Source organism: Bradyrhizobium sp. LTSP885 (genome assembly GCF_000938305.1).
GTDB lineage: Bacteria > Pseudomonadota > Alphaproteobacteria > Rhizobiales > Xanthobacteraceae > Bradyrhizobium.
The window spans coordinates 1-14,716 of sequence record NZ_JYMT01000035.1 but is presented as its reverse complement, the minus strand read 5'-3'; the positions used below and the strand labels follow the sequence as shown (position 1 = coordinate 14,716).

Here is a 14,716-nt window from a genome sequence, read left to right as displayed (position 1 = left end):
ACGGCGTTGTGGCTCGGCGGCACCAGCAAGGCCTGAACCGACGAGGTGATCGTCAGATTGGTGGCGAAGACGCGTGGATAGCCGTTCTTCTCCATCTGCGGGATCATCACCGATCCGATCGCGGATGTATCGGCGACAGCCGAGCCGGAGATGCCGCTGAGAAAGGTCGTTGCCAGCACATTGACGATCGACAGGCCGCCGCGCAGGCGGGTGAACCCGACCAGTACATCCGCAAACGCGACGAGCCGTCGCGCCATGCCGCCTTCCGCCATGATCGCGCCGGCCAGCACGAAGAATGGGATTGTCAGCATCGCAACCTTGCTGACGCCATCCGATATCTTGAGCATCACCGCCTCCAGCGGAATGCCGATCCACAGCGCACCGGCGATCGCCGCCATCGCCAGCGAATAGGCGATCGGCATGCCAATCAGGAAGCAGAGCAGCATCGTCGCGAGCAGAACGAAGATATCCATGATGGCTTCTCTCGATCAGTCGATGGACATTTCGGGATGCTGTCCGATCGGGTCGGGCGGTGCGCCAAGAAAAATCCGCTCGATGATGAACAGCAGCAAGCAAGCGCCGCCGACCGGGATCGGCAGGTATGTGACGCCAACCGAGAGGAATGGGAAATCGGCAATCGTGTTGTGCCAGGTCACTTCGACGAGACGCCACCCCCAGATGATCATGAAGAGCGCGATCAATCCCATCAGCAGCTGCACGATCAGGTCCACCAGAGACCGAAACGGGTCCGGCAGCTTGTTGGCGAAGTAGCCAACGTTCATATGCAGGTTGAGCCGATACCCGGCGGCCGCGCCGATGAATGTCACGACGATGGTCAGCAGAACCGCAAGGGGTTCCGGCCACGACGCTGCACTGTTCAGGACATAGCGCGTAAACACCGCCCAGGGGATCACGGCTGAAATCAGCACCAGCGCGATGCTGCCTGTGACGACGCATGCAAGATACAGAAAATCCATCGCCTGGCGATACGATCCAGCCATGTTCATTCCCCGTGCAACGCCATATCAGGCCGACTGGATGCGATCGATCATGTCCTGGTATTTCGGACCGTACTTGTTCCATACTGGCTTGACCGCGTTCTGGAACGGCGTCTTGTCGGCAATCTCGACGATCTCACACCCGGCGGCCTTGGCCTTTTCCATCGCTTGCTGCTCATACTTGTTCCAGAGCCCGCGCTCTTCCATCTGCGCTTCGCGAGCAAGCTTCTTGATCAGTTCCTGATCGTCGGCCGAAAGCGCGGTCCAGGCTCTCTTCGAGAACACCAGCAGTTCGGGAACGACCAGGTGTTCGGTGAGCGAGAAATACTTCGCGGCGGTGTAATGGTTGCTGAAGACGTAGCTCGGTGGATTGTTTTCGGCGCCATCGATCACCCCGGTTTGTAGCGCGCTGAACACCTGATCATAACCCATCGCGACGCCGTTGCCGCCGAGCGCGTTCATCATGTCGATGAAGATCGGGTTGCCGATCACGCGGAATTTCAGGCCCTTCAGGTCCTCGATCGTCTTGATCGATCGTTTGGTGTTGTAGAGGCTGCGCGCGCCGGAATTCATCCAGCACAGCGCAACCAGTCCGGCGTTGGCGTTGGCCGTGATCTTGTCGAGCAGCTCCTGTCCGATCGGGCCGTCCATCATCTTTTCGGCATGCGCCATGCTCTTGAACAGGAAAGGCATGTTGACGACATTGATGTCGTCGACGATCGGACCGATCGATCCCGCGCTGACGCGCAGCATCTGCATCGCACCGATCTGGGTCTGTTCGATGGTTTCCTTCTCGCCGCCGAGCTGCATCGACGGAAACATCTGTACTGAGAGGCGGCCATTGGTGGCGGCCTCGAGTTTCTTGCCGAAGTTTTCGGTCGCGACCACGGTCGGGTAGCCCGGAGGCTGGACGTCGGACGCCTTGAAAATTGCTTTCGATTGGGCGCGAACCGGTGACATTGACGTGGCCACTGCTGCGCCAAGACCTGTGCTCATAAGACCCGCACCCATCTTGATGAAGTCGCGACGGCCGAGCCTCGCAACGCCGCGTTGCGATTGACGTGCACTGTCCATGTCATTTCCTTCCCTGAATGCCGTGCCGGGTTCCGGCTGCGGTCGTGTCTGTTAGCTGCGCTGGTCGAAAAGCTCCGGATTGTTGTGTCGTGCGGCCGAGATGTCGACGAGAAGCCGCTCGAGATGCCTGACCATCGCAGCTCCGGCAGCGGCGGGATTCCGCGCTTCGATCGCAGCCATGATAGCCTCATGCTCGGTGATCACCTCGGCCATCCGCCCGCGTTGTGGCAGGGTGAGGCGTCGGAATCGGTCAACGTGGACCTTGACCTGGAGGATCAGCTTCCAAATGCCGGGATGCCCGGCGATGTCGGCGATGGTGGCGTGAAACGCCTCATCGGCCTGGTGAAATGCCTCGCGATCTCCCGCGACAGCGGCCTCGCGCTGGCGCTCGAGGATGGAATGGAGGCTGAGGATCTGGCTTGCACTGGCCCGCTCGGTTGCCATGCGCGTCGTGGTTTCTTCCAGCGACCTTCGGACAATGATCGCCTCGGGGAGTGCGGCCAGCGGGATACGGGAAACAAGGATGCCCGATTGCGGGAAGATCTCGACCAGGCCTTCATCCGATAATCTCAGGATGGCTTCGCGCACCGGCGTCCGGCTGACGCCGTAGGACAGGGCGATTTCGGCTTCCAGAATCGGGTCACCTGGCCGGCGCAGAAGTGAGACCATCTCCGCGCGAAGGTCGGCATAGATGCGCGCCGCTGCCGTCGCCGTGCGCGGCCGGCCGGATCGCCTGTGGCTGCCCGGCGATCGAAGCTCGGATTTGTTCGGCGCGCGCACGGGTATCTCTGCTCCCACAATTAATATATTAGTATATGAAGTGTAATTCGAACGCAAACCCCGGGATCGGCATACCCGGCGCTTTGCCGCTGAAGGGAGTTTCGACTTGACCGATTATCGCAAGCTGTTTGATCTCACCGGCAAGACCGCCGTCGTGCTGGGCGCAGCCTCAGGGATTGGCAGGTCCTCGGCCGAGGCATTGGCGTCGCTGGGTGCACGCGTGTTGTGTGCCGACCGCACGCAGGATGGCGCGGACGCAACTGCCGCCGCAATTCGGGAGCAGGGCGGATCGGCCACTGCAGCAAGGTGTGACGCGGCCGATCGCACTGACGTCGAGGCGCTGGCGGCAAAGGCGCTCGCAGAATTTCAGCGCATCGACATCGCCGTCACGACGCCGGGGCTGAATATCCGCAAGACCATCCTCGACTACACCGACGAGGACCTCGACCGGGTCATCACTCTGAACATCAAGGGCACCGTGTGGTTCTTCCAGGCCTTCGGCCGCATCATGGTCAAGCAGCAAGCTGGCAGCCTGATCGCCTGTTCCTCGGTGCGTGCGGTCACCATCGAGCCGGGGCTTGCCGTCTACGGCTCGACCAAGGCGGCGATCGGGCTCTTGGTGAAAGGCTTCGCGTCCGAAGTCGGGCGTTCCGGTGTCCGCGTCAACGCGATCGCGCCGAGCATCGCCGAGACCGCGCTGACCGGGCCATTCAAGCAGCGGCCGGACATCTACAATCTCTATGCCGGACACACCGTATTCAACCGCTGGAGCAGCGCGGACGAAGTGGCGACTGCGGTCGCTTATTTGGCATCGGACGCCGCAAGCTATGTCAGCGGCAGCACACTGTTCGTCGACGGTGGCTGGACCGCAGTCGATGGGCCGCCGACAGGTCTGACCCAGTTGGCGGGTTAGGCCGCAACACGCCCCTCTGTTATGCGACGAAACCTGCTCGGCTGCGAAGCTCCCGCGCGTCCGTTGACGTCAGCAGCGTGATCATCCGTTGCGCTTGCGGCGTGAGGGACGCGCGCGTCGCCACGGCCGCCGCATACATGGTCGCGAGCTCACACTCCGGCGGCAACGCGCCCGACAGCACCACGCCTTCGGTGTTGATGATCTCGGTCGATTGCGTACAGCCAATCGGTCGACGGGCATCGGACTCGGCCAGATGTCGCATCGCGGTCGCACCGTTTGGAAACACCCTCAGCCGGTCGGCGACGTCGTTGTCGATGCCAAGCTGCGCGAGAACCTTGGCGACGTGAATTCCAGCGGTCGATGCCTTGGTGTCCGGCACAAAGATCGCGTCCGAGGCCAGCAGCGCATTACGCAGGCTGGCGGCGTCGGTCACTTTCACCAGCGGATCGCCGGTGCGAACGGCGAGGGCGGTTTCAACCCGGCCGATGTCTGTGATCGAACCGCGTAAAATCAGCCCCTCGTCCGCGAGCCTCGTGACCAATGCGGCGGTCAGGATGACGATGTCGGCCGGCGCGCCCGCGCGCAATTTGTCGGCCATGACGCCGACCGCGCCGAACTCGCCAGCGATGTCCAGACCGGTCTCGGCCTTGAACGCCGGTGCAAGCTTGCCAACCAGGCCGTGTGCCGCGCCGCCGCTCAGGATGTTCAGGGTCGTCATCTGCTCAATTCCATGGTTGCGGTCGTGGTTGGCCTCGTCACCAGGTGCTACTGGGTTTTGTCCAATCCTTTGACGACTGCAGCCCATTTCACAATATCGGCGCGCAGGAATTTGTCGAACGCCTCCGACGACATCTCCATTGGTGATGCGCCCTGGGTGGCCCAGAGCGTCTCGACTTCCGGCCGTTTGATCGCCGCGTTCACAGCGGCATTGAGCTTGTCGATGATCGGCTTCGGCGTACCTGCCGGCGCCATGAGGCCGAGCCAGATCGTCGCCTCGTAACCGGGAACGCCGGCCTCGATCACCGTTGGGACGTTGGGCAGCACGGTCGAGCGCGTCTTGCCGGTGGTGGCGAGCGCACGGACCTGGTTTCCATCAACGTTCGGCGCCATCGCCGGAACTGCATCGATCATCATCTGGACCTGACCGCCGATCACGCCGCTGCGCGCTTCACCGCTGTTGCGATAGGGCACATGCACGATGTCGATTCCGGCCATGGCTTTGAATAACTCGCCTGCCATGTGGTACGGCGTGCCTTGGCCCGATGAAGCATAATTCAGCTTCCCGGGCTGCGATTTCGCAAGCGCGATGAACTCCTGCAGGGTTTTTGCCTGCACCGCCGGGGCAACCACGATCACGAGATCGGAATAGTTCAGCGGCGCGATCGGCGCCAAGTCCCGCATCAGTTCGTATTTGCGTTGCGGCACCAGCGATTCATTCGCGGTCTGGGTATTCGACATCATGAGCAGCGTGTATCCGTCGGCGGGGGCTTTCGCGACCTCTAGCGTGCCGATGACGCCACCGGCGCCGGTACGGTTCTCGACCACGAAGGGCTGGCCGAGGTTTTCCTGCAGAATGCTGCCGATCTGTCGCGCGACCACGTCGGCCGGTCCGCCAGGGCCGAAGGGAACAATGATCCTGACCGGGCGCGCGGGATAATCTTCGGCTTGTGCGCGAGCGCCTGGGATCGACGCGGTCAGCAGCGCCGCGACAAGCCCCAGTGCGTACCGTAAGCCCGCCATTGATCTTCTCCCCCGACTTTAGTCTTGTTTCTTGATTGGAAGTCTAGCTGCAACGTGACGCGGCTGTCGACGACAGACTCGGTCTCCCGCATCGGAATAAGAGCACGAGAGCGGTGTATCCAACTTCGCCATCAAGCGCGGGGAATCATATGAGGAAACGTCTCGGGCTGTCGCGCCGCGATGTGCTGAAGGGCACCGGTGCGGTGCTTGTCAGTACCGCCTTTTCGACACGCGTGATGGCTGCAGCGCCTGCCGCCGAACCGGTCACGCCGGCGTTGATCGACGCAGCGACAAAGGAAGGCCAGGTGATCTACTACACCTCGACCGATCTGCCGGTTGCGGAGAAACTGGCAAAGGCGTTCGAGGCGAAATATCCTGATATTGCCGTGCGCGTCGAGCGCACCGGTGCGGAGCGCGTCTTCCAGCGGATCGGTCAGGAGTACTCCAGCAGCATTCATGCGGTCGATGTCGTCAATTCCTCCGACGCGGCGCATTTCATCGTCTGGAAGCGAGACGGCATTCTGGCGCCTTACGTTCCCGAGGAGGTCGCAAAATTCTATCCGGATGAGCACCGCGATGCGGACGGCCAGTTCGCAAGCTTCCGGGTTTGGCTTTCGATCATCGCCTACAACACCAATCTGGTGAAGGCGGAGGAGGCGCCGAAGAGCTTTGCCGATTTGCTCGATCCCAAGTGGAAGGGCAAGATCGTCAAGGGGCATCCCGGCTACAGCGGCACCATCATGACCGCGACCTATCAGATGCAGCGCGATCTCGGCTGGAGCTATTTCGAGCAGCTCGCAAAGCAGAACATCATGCAAGTGCAGTCTTCGACGGATCCGCCCAAGAAGCTCGATCTCGGCGAGCGCGCAGTGATGGCCGATGGCAATGAATACAACATTTTTCAGATGAAGGAGTCCGGCCGACCGGTCGAGCCGGTCTATGCCACCGAAGGATCTCCGATCATTGTCGGGCCGAACGGAATCTTCAAGGATTGTCCGCATCCGAACGCTGCGAGGCTGTTTCAGTCGTTCGCGCTCGGGCGCGAGGCGCAGCAACTGAACATTGACGTTGGGGGCCTGCGGTCCGTCCACGCACAGGTCCAGGAAAAGGCCGGACGGAAGCCCCTGAAGGACATCAAGACGATGAAGGATGACCCTGCGGCGGTGGAGCGGGAAGGGGAATCGATCAAGTCGCGTTACACCCGCATCTTCCGCGTTTGACCGGGGCGATCCCGCGAAAGGTGGGGCCTATTCGGGCGTCCGGCGCATGGCTTATGCCCGGTTTTTGCACAAACCGGCGGGACAAAGCCCCTCGGCGTACCGGTCATTTGATGTTACCTATTTGATCATGAACCAGCACGCCAAGATCGACATCCGCCATTCCACCTGTCCGCACGACTGCCCCTCGGCATGCGCGCTTGACGTTGAGGTCATCGAAGGACGCTCGATCGGTCGTGTCAGAGGCTCCAAGCTGCAGACCTACACGGCTGGTGTGGTTTGCGCCAAGGTGGCGCGCTATGCCGAGCGGATTCACCACGCCGAGCGGCTGATGTATCCGATGCGCCGGACCGGGCCGAAGGGCTCCGGCCAGTTTGCGCGGATGTCCTGGGACGAGGCACTGGACGAGATCGCGGCGCGTTTCGACGCCGCGGAACACGAGTTCGGCGCCGAGTCCGTCTGGCCTTACTACTATGCCGGCACCATGGGGCTGGTGATGCGCGACGGCCTCAACCGTCTGTCGCATGTGAAGAAGTACTCGCGCTTCTACGGCACGATCTGCTCGACCATTGCCCGCATCGGCTTCACGGCAGGGACCGGCAAGATCGCCGGCGTCGACCCTCGCGAGATGGCTGTCTCCGATCTCGTCGTGATCTGGGGCACCAACCCTGTGAACACCCAGGTCAACGTGATGACGCATGCGTCGCGCGCGCGGAAGGAGCGTGGCGCGAAGATCGCGGCGATCGACGTCTACAACAACGACACGATGAAGCAGGCGGACATCAAGATCCTGCTGCGGCCGGGCACCGATGGCGCCTTTGCCTGCGGTGTGATGCATGTGCTGTTCCGCGAGGGCTTTGCCGATCGCGATTATCTCGCGCGCTATACCGATTGCCCAAGCGAGTTCGAAGCGCATCTGAAGACCCGCACGCCCGAATGGGCGTCGGCGATCTCGGGCGTGCCGGTGGAGGAGATCGAGGCGTTTGCACGCCTGGTCGGGCAGACCAAGCGCTCGTTCTTCCGTCTCGGCTACGGTTTTACGCGCAGCCGCAATGGCGCCGCCCAGATGCATGCTGCGCTCTGCATTCCGGCGGTCACCGGTGCCTGGCAGCATGAGGGCGGCGGCGCGTTCTTCAACAATGCCGGTATCTGGCGTTTCGACGAATCCATCATCGAGGGCCACGACGCGATCGACCACAAGACGCGGGTGCTCGATCAGTCGAAGATCGGCCGCATTCTGACCGGCGACGCCGAGGCGCTGAGGGGCGGCGGCCCGGTCAAGGCGATGCTGATCCAGAACACCAATCCGATGACGGTCGCGCCGGAGCAGGCGCTGGTGCGTCAGGGGTTCGCCCGGGAGGATTTGTTCGTCGCGGTGCATGAGCAGTTCATGACCGAGACGGCGCAGATGGCCGATATCGTGCTGCCGGCGACGATGTTCATGGAGCACGACGATCTCTATTACGGTGGCGGCCACCAGCATATTTCAGTCGGCCCGAAGCTGATCGACCCCCCCGGCGAGTGCCGCTCCAATCATGAGGTGATGCAGGGACTCGGCCGCCGCCTGAACGCGGTCCATCCCGGCTTCGACATGACGGCGCGTGAGCTGATCGACGCGACACTGAAGAAGAGCGGCCATGGCGATATCGCTACGCTCGAAGCCGAGCTGTGGCGTGACCTGCAGCCTGACTTCCGGGCGTCGCACTATCTCGACGGCTTTGCCCATGCCGACAAGAAGTTCCACTTCAAGGTCGAATGGGGCAAGCTGCCGGTCGGGAGCGGCGGTCTGATGGGCGAGTGGGACAAGATGCCCTCGCTGCCGGACCACTGGACCATCATCGAGGAGGCGGACGCGCAGCATCCGTTCCGGCTCGCCACCTCGCCCTCGCGCAGCTTCCTCAACACCAGTTTCAACGAAACGCCGTCGTCGCAGGCTCGCGAAGGCGTGCCGACCGTGATGATCCATCCCGAGGATGCCGCGACCCTTTCGATCGCCGATGGTGAGGCGGTGACGCTCGGCAATACACGAGGCGAGACAACGCTGACCGCGAAATTGTTCGATGGTGTTCGGCGCGGCGTGCTGATTGCCGAGTCGATCCACCCGAACAAGTCGCATATCGGCGGCCGCGGCATCAACATGCTGACCGGGGCCGAGGCTGTCGCACCGGTCGGCGGCGCCGCGTTCCATGACAACAAGGTCTGGATCAGGAAGGCGTCGGCCGCCGCGTAAATCCCGCTTGCAGTCGGTGCCGATCCTGCCGCAAATGTGGGCTGAAAACAGCGCGCAGGCAAGAAAACAGGCAGGAAACATGACCGACAACAGCGTCATTCTCGAAAAGCGCGGGCAGGCGTTCTGGATCACCATCAATCGGCCGGAGAAGCGAAACGCGCTCAATGCCGACGTGATCGCGGGTATCGTCAAGGGCTATCGCGACGCCCATGACGACAAGGACGTGCGCGTCATCGTGCTGACGGGCGCAGGCGACAAGGCGTTCTGCGCCGGCGCCGACCTGCAGAACAGCGGTGCGGCGTTCTCGATGGACTATTCCCGCCCCAACGTCGACTATGCCGACCTGTTGCGGCTGTCGCAGAACGCGACGAAACCCGCCATCGCGCGGGTCGGCGGCGTCTGCATGGCCGGCGGCATGGGATTGTTGTGCATGACCGACATGGCGGTCTCAGCCGATCATGTGATCTTCGGCCTGCCCGAGGTGAAGGTCGGCGTGTTTCCGATGCAGGTCATGAGCCTGCTGCAATCGATCGCCCCGCCGCGCCTTGTCAATGAATGGGCGCTGACCGGCGAGCCCTTCGACGCCAGCATCGCACGGGCTGCCGGCCTCCTGAACTACGTCGTCCCTGCCGCCGAGCTCGACGCCAAGGTCGATTGGCTGATCGGCCGGATCGTCGACAAATCGCCGACCGCGATCCGCCGCGGCAAATACGCCATGCGCGCGATCGCATCGATGTCGTTCGACGAAAGCATCGCCTACACCGAAAGCCAGATTGCGCTGCTCGCGATGACCGAAGACGCCAAGGAAGGCCTCAGGGCATTCGGCGAGAAGCGCAAGCCATCTTGGACCGGGCGTTAGGCGGAGGTCCGCTCGCAGGCTCTCCCTGGTAGAAAATCGCATCAATTGTTCGGAACGAGTGGAGAATGAAAGGCGAGCGCAGAGCCTGACAAGACAGCGGCTCTGGTTCGCTCTTCGCGGCGTTTTTTGGCGGCTGCAATCAACTGTTTCCGCGTGCGCTTGGCATAGGTGGGCAGTTGTTGTCTTGAGCGGTGACGGCCTGCGGTGCGTAGTTCTGCATCCGTGAGGTCGCTATCGGCACCTTCCGTGAACCCACCGTGGCGAAAGGAGGTAAATGAGAGCTCGCTCCGTAGTCCGGCTGCCACCACTATCTTTTTGACGACGCACCGGAGGTACCGAAGATCCTTGCGCTCGGTGATCCACGGGAGTTGGGTAGGTGACTTGCGATGGGCATGATCGCGGCGGAAGGCCAACCCTGAGTCAAGCGAGCATTTGATCGCGTCGAGCTCGGCCATCAATTCGGGAAAGAGAGCCTCACCCGTTTCGTCGAAGAGAGGCCACCAGGCTTCTTCGCGATTCTTTGGATGAACAATCCTCACGCTATCTGGCCGTTCTTTCGGTCGATAGTGCTCGATTTCGAACGCGCCAAATATGTGCTCTTCGCGCTGCAGCCACTCCCATGTCAGCAGCGCGGCGGTTCCAATTGAGCAATATCCAAGTCTGTTTGCATGCCGCCTGAATGCAACAATTTCGTCCCAGGTTGCGGTTGGTGTCTCACGTATCGCGTGACCAGGGGCACGCGATTTTAGGCCCATCCGCGAGAATGGATTGACCGCTGGCACTTTCGTTTCTTGAGCGCGCTGACCAACAAACCAGGCGCGCCTGCAAGCAGTCATGGCCGCATTAGCGAAACGTCGACGCTCGCGCTTGACAATCTTTCCGTCCGGATCTGTGCGTTCGACGATGAGTAGTTTCGCATAGACCGCATCGACAAATCCCTTAGTGAAATCAGCGATCTGTTTCGAGCCGGCGCGGCTACCATCCTTCAGTTCGTGGTTAGCGAAGAGCGCCAAACCCTGGTCGTATAAGCGTTGGGTCTTGAAATCGATCTCCCGCCATTTCTGGTGCGCTCGGAAGATCCCGGCGAGCCAATCGAAAGTGCCGGGTGCGGGTGAAGTTGGGACCATGTCGGTCAATCCTTTAGAAAGCCAGCTGTCGAAAGTGGGCAACAGGACTTTCTCCATTCGCTCGACGGCAGCCGAGAAATCGTCGCCCAGCGCTTCAGCGCGGATCGGACAGTTCTGGTTACGGGCCCAAGTCGGAGGTTCAAAAAAGTATGCCCATCGACCACTCTTCAACATCTTTCGTCGGCAATAGCGGGGAAGTGCCAAGGAAGAACCGGCAGTTTTCATACGAGGGAGGCCAGCTCTTCGCCTAGCGATCCGTCTGTCTGCACAGCTCTGCTTGATGCGACGAAGCAATCAATGCTGGCCTTCGACCAGACTGGCCGCCGAGCGCGACCAGTTCCCTGATAGCTGGTTGGCGGCGGGGCCTCGCCGCGCTTGACGGCGCGTACGAGTTCTCGGGCATCGCGATAGTCGAGATAAGCGGCCGCCATGTCGGCTCGCATGAGCGCAGGCCATGTGCCGAAGCACGGGTAACGGGCAGGAAGAGCGATACGGGATGCCATAAACGCCAATTCGCGCATCAGTTTGTCTGCGGTGTAAATTTTGAACCCAATAGAACGGGCGATCCTTCGATCTTTCGAGAGCATGTTTCTTCGCAGCGTAGGAAGGAACAACCAATCCAGATGGTAAATCGAGCGCGCCGCTCCTTGTGCCCTTCTAGCGTACTTCCATACATTCTCGCCACGCGTGCGCAAGAAGCATGCATGAGACGGTGGCGAGGAAAAGAACCACTAAGAACGGGTGCGTGAATCGGCGAGTCTGGAGTGCAAATGAGCGCTGTGCATCGACTGAGTGGGCGATACGCTGCAAACCTCTCGGGACGTCAGTTCCCGACGCGAACCGCTGCCAATGTTGGCGGCTAACCCGCCGGGGCGGCCGCTTCCGGCAGCCTCCGGTCATGAAAAATGCCCACTGGCCCTGAAAATTGCACGCTCAGTTGAAGTCTCCTGAAAAACGCTCTCCGAGCTTCGAATTTCCTTCACAAAAGTGCTAGCTAGTCGAATTCCCATTATATCGTGTGAAAAATATTTTCTAAAACTAGATCTTGTGAAAAACGTTCATTGACCAAAGTGCGGCTAATGTTCCTAAGAGGCGAGCATGGTGAAATCTGAAAACCTCGATGGAGCGGCGGATTTGCGGACGGAATGTCGAGGCAAGTGCGTCTTACGGTAACGGACCTTAATGTTTTCAACGGTACGGCCCGGACTACGAACCTGGGACCCGCTGATTAAGAGGCAACTGATTCCTCCGGTTTCTCAATGCCCTTTCCGATAAGTCGGTCTCCTATCCTACGTTAAGTGTCATTCGGCCTGCAATATTGACCCCCTAAGCCGGGGGATCGGCGTCCAAAATTGACCCCCTACAGGTTGGTCTGTTGCGCTGCCTGCTTTGTAATGAAGCAGGTGGTCGGGGATGCTGGTCGTGGAGACAATTGCCCGGATACGGCGCGAACACTTCATCAAGGGCAAGACGATCAAGGAGATCGCCCGGGACCTGAAGGTGTCGCGGAACACGGTCCGGAAGGTGCTGAGGTCGGGAGAGACCTCATTCGAGTACGAGCGTGTTGTCCAACCGCGGCCGAAGCTGGGACGATGGGCAGCGGAGCTCGACGGATTGCTTGCGGGGAACGCAGCTAAGGCTGCTCGCGAACAGTTGACGTTGATCCGGATCTTCGAAGAGCTGCGCGGGCGCGGCTATGATGGCGGTTACGATACCGTTCGGCGTTACGCCAGGCGGTGGAGCCAAGAGCGTGGGCAATCGACGGCTGCAGCCTATGTCCCGCTGAGCTTTGCGCCTGGGGAAGCCTATCAGTTCGACTGGAGCCACGAGGTCGTCCTGCTCAATGGCGTAACGGTGATCGTGAAGGCCGCCCATGTCCGGCTCTGTCACAGCCGGATGCTGTTTGTGCGGTGCTATCCGCGCGAGACACAGGAGATGGTGTTCGACGCCCACGACCGGGCATTTGCTCTGTTCAAGGGCACCTGCGGACGCGGCATCTACGACAACATGAAGACGGCGGTGGAGACCATCTTCGTCGGCAAAGGGCGTCTCTACAATCGCCGCTTCATGCAGATGTGCAGCCACTACCTGGTCGATCCGGTTGCCTGCACGCCAGCGTCGGGCTGGGAGAAGGGTCAGGTCGAGAACCAGGTCGGACTTGTCCGGGAGCGCTTCTTCACGCCACGGCTGCGGTTCAAAACCCTCAACGAGTTGAACGCGTGGCTGTTGGACAAGTGCATCGCCTACGCCAAAGCGCACCGGCATCCGGAACTGATCGAACAGACGGTCTGGGAGGTGTTCGAAGCTGAGCGACCGAAGCTCGTTCCCTATGCCGGCCGGTTCGACGGATTCCACGCGGTGCCGGCGTCGGTCTCGAAGACCTGTCTGGTGCGTTTCGACAACAACAAATACTCGGTCACGGCCAGCGCTGTCGGGCGGCCTGTCGAGGTTCACGCCTACGCCGACCGCATTGTGATCCGCCAGGACGGGCGCATCGTTGCCGAGCATGCTCGCTCGTTCGGCCGCGGCGATACCGTCTACGATCCCTGGCATTACGTGCCGGTGCTGGCTCGCAAACCCGGTGCCTTGCGCAACGGCGCTCCCTTCAAGGACTGGGTACTGCCGGCCGCGATCGAACGTGTACGGCGCAAGCTCGCCAGCGCCGACGATGGCAATCGGCAGATGGTCGACATCCTCAACGCAGTTCTGACCGACGGCTTGCCGGCCGTCGAAGCCGCCTGCGCCGAGGCGATCACTCACGGCGTTCATTCCGCCGATGTCGTGCTCAACATCCTGGCCCGCCAGCGTGATCCTGCGCCACCGGCCAACATCCTCACCCCGGCTGCGCTGACATTGCGCCATGCCCCGATCGCCGACTGTGCCCGTTACGACAACCTCAGGAGAACCATCTGATGGAACGTACTCAACTGTTCGACCTCATGAGCGAGCTCAAGCTCTACGGCATGAAGGCCGCCTTCGATGAGATCATGGCGACCGCTGTCAAACGCCAGCACGAACCTCAACGCATTGTCGGCGACCTGCTCAACGCCGAGATCAACGAGAAGCAGGCGCGCTCGATCAAGTACCAGCTCACCATCGCCAAACTGCCGCTGGCCAAGGACCTTGAGGACTTCCAGTTCGAGGGCACTCCTATCAACCAGACGCTGGTCAATGATCTCGCCGGCGGCGGCTTCATCGCCCAGCAACGTAACGCCGTCCTGGTCGGCGGTACCGGCACCGGCAAAACACATATGGCCATCGCCATCGCCAGAAGCTGCATCCGATCTGGTGCCCGCGGCCGCTTCTACAACGTAGTCGACCTCGTCAATCGCCTGGAGATCGAGACCCGCAATGGACGGCAGGGTCGCATCGCCGAGCATCTGACCCGGATGGACTTCATTGTCCTCGACGAACTCGGCTACCTTCCGTTTGCTCAATCCGGCGGCCAGCTACTGTTCCATCTCGTCAGCCGGCTCTACGAGCGCACGTCGATCGTCGTCACCACCAACCTATCCTTCGGGGAATGGCCCAGCGTATTTGGCGACGCAAAGATGACCACCGCGCTGCTCGATCGTCTGACTCACCATTGCGATATCGTCGAGACCGGCAACGACAGTTGGCGCTTCAAGAGCCGCGACGACGATCACGCAACCCGCGCTCGCACCGTCTCCGCAACCCCGACCAGCTCCGACGGCGCGAGCGCTACCGCCAAAACCCGTCGCCCAAAGGGGTCAAAATTGGACGCCGATGCGGGGTCAAATTTGAACGCCGATTGACA

12 protein-coding genes and 1 pseudogene are annotated in these 14,716 nt (G+C 61.2%); 6 read left to right on the top strand and 7 right to left on the bottom strand.

Annotated features, from left to right (window positions below; genetic code table 11):
- The 4 genes from UP09_RS38595 to UP09_RS21555 all read right to left on the bottom strand — a co-directional run.
- Positions 1–473: TRAP transporter large permease subunit (locus UP09_RS38595; protein WP_044540299.1), on the bottom strand; the 473-nt coding region annotated here is incomplete at its 3' end.
- A gap of 15 nt (positions 474–488) precedes the next feature.
- Positions 489–1,007, bottom strand: a complete 519-nt coding sequence (locus tag UP09_RS21565) for a TRAP transporter small permease (protein WP_245302106.1) — start codon at positions 1,005–1,007, stop codon at positions 489–491.
- A gap of 18 nt (positions 1,008–1,025) precedes the next feature.
- Entirely contained in the window at positions 1,026–2,072 is a 1,047-nt protein-coding gene (locus UP09_RS21560; RefSeq protein WP_156164715.1) for a TRAP transporter substrate-binding protein, read from the bottom strand.
- 51 nt (positions 2,073–2,123) lie between these two features.
- The gene (locus UP09_RS21555) at positions 2,124–2,858 is read right to left on the bottom strand and encodes a GntR family transcriptional regulator (protein ID WP_044540456.1); all 735 of its coding nucleotides are present in this window, start codon (positions 2,856–2,858) and stop codon (positions 2,124–2,126) included.
- A gap of 100 nt (positions 2,859–2,958) precedes the next feature.
- Here UP09_RS21555 and UP09_RS21550 point away from each other — a divergent pair, with 100 nt between their 5' ends.
- Positions 2,959–3,765 carry an SDR family NAD(P)-dependent oxidoreductase gene (locus UP09_RS21550; protein WP_044540298.1) on the top strand — a complete coding sequence of 269 codons (807 nt, stop codon included), beginning with the start codon at positions 2,959–2,961 and terminating at the stop codon, positions 3,763–3,765.
- A 19-nt stretch (positions 3,766–3,784) separates the two neighbouring features.
- Here UP09_RS21550 and UP09_RS21545 read toward each other — a convergent pair whose 3' ends face one another.
- Both UP09_RS21545 and UP09_RS21540 read right to left on the bottom strand, forming a co-directional pair.
- Positions 3,785–4,483: a molybdate ABC transporter substrate-binding protein gene (locus UP09_RS21545; protein WP_044540297.1), complete on the bottom strand. Its 699-nt coding sequence runs from the start codon at positions 4,481–4,483 to the stop codon at positions 3,785–3,787.
- 47 nt (positions 4,484–4,530) lie between these two features.
- Positions 4,531–5,505: a Bug family tripartite tricarboxylate transporter substrate binding protein gene (locus tag UP09_RS21540; protein WP_044540296.1), complete on the bottom strand. Its 975-nt coding sequence runs from the start codon at positions 5,503–5,505 to the stop codon at positions 4,531–4,533.
- Positions 5,506–5,654: 149 nt separating this feature from the next.
- Here UP09_RS21540 and UP09_RS21535 point away from each other — a divergent pair, with 149 nt between their 5' ends.
- The 3 genes from UP09_RS21535 to UP09_RS21525 all read left to right on the top strand — a co-directional run bounded on the left by UP09_RS21535 (position 5,655) and on the right by UP09_RS21525 (position 9,811).
- Positions 5,655–6,725 (top strand): ABC transporter substrate-binding protein, encoded by a 1,071-nt coding sequence (locus UP09_RS21535; RefSeq protein WP_044540295.1) that lies wholly within the window; start codon positions 5,655–5,657, stop codon positions 6,723–6,725.
- Positions 6,726–6,852: 127 nt separating this feature from the next.
- Positions 6,853–8,952: a molybdopterin oxidoreductase family protein gene (locus tag UP09_RS21530; protein WP_044540294.1), complete on the top strand. Its 2,100-nt coding sequence runs from the start codon at positions 6,853–6,855 to the stop codon at positions 8,950–8,952.
- Positions 8,953–9,031: 79 nt separating this feature from the next.
- Positions 9,032–9,811, top strand: a complete 780-nt coding sequence (locus tag UP09_RS21525) for an enoyl-CoA hydratase/isomerase family protein (RefSeq protein WP_044540293.1) — start codon at positions 9,032–9,034, stop codon at positions 9,809–9,811.
- A 41-nt stretch (positions 9,812–9,852) separates the two neighbouring features.
- On the opposite strand, the gene UP09_RS21520 is transcribed toward UP09_RS21525, so the two are convergent.
- Positions 9,853–11,163, bottom strand: coding sequence for a hypothetical protein (locus UP09_RS21520; protein WP_156164714.1), 1,311 nt, complete (start codon positions 11,161–11,163; stop codon positions 9,853–9,855).
- Positions 11,164–12,351: 1,188 nt separating this feature from the next.
- On the opposite strand from UP09_RS21520, the pseudogene istA reads away from it, so the two are divergent.
- Positions 12,352–13,921: pseudogene (istA, locus tag UP09_RS21510) on the top strand (IS21 family transposase).
- Positions 13,851–14,714 carry an IS21-like element helper ATPase IstB gene (gene istB, locus UP09_RS21505; RefSeq protein WP_044536175.1) on the top strand — a complete coding sequence of 288 codons (864 nt, stop codon included), beginning with the start codon at positions 13,851–13,853 and terminating at the stop codon, positions 14,712–14,714. Before istA ends, istB begins: the two are co-directional and overlap by 71 nt.
- Positions 14,715–14,716: the final 2 nt, after the last annotated feature.